Annotated in this window: 1 protein-coding gene; it reads right to left on the reverse strand. The window is 66.5% G+C overall.

Annotation, left to right across the window (positions count from 1 at the left end):
• Nucleotides 1-313 (reverse strand): LLM class flavin-dependent oxidoreductase (locus QR64_RS17935; RefSeq protein ID WP_231912178.1); only part of this gene is annotated, 313 nt, incomplete at both ends.

Genomic DNA, 313 nt, shown 5'->3' on the forward strand with positions numbered 1-313 from the left:
CCGGTGCCGACCCCGAGGAAGATCCGTCCCGGATACAGACACCCCATCGTCGCGAAGGCCTGCGCGATCACCGCCGGGTTGTACCGGAACGTCGGCGTGAGCACACTCGTGCCCAGCTGCAACCTTTCGGTGCGCTCGCCCACGGCGGTCATCCACGCCAACGAGAACGGCGCATGCCCACCGTTGTGCCGCCACGGCTGGAAATGATCCGACACCGTCGCCGAATCCATCCCGTGCGCCTCGGCCAACACACCCAACTCCACCAGCTCGCGCGGCCCGAACTGCTCTGCCGACGCCTTGTATCCCAACTTCA

Source organism: Rhodococcus sp. Chr-9, from assembly GCF_000801125.1.
Classification (GTDB): Bacteria; Actinomycetota; Actinomycetes; order Mycobacteriales; family Mycobacteriaceae; genus Rhodococcus; species Rhodococcus pyridinivorans.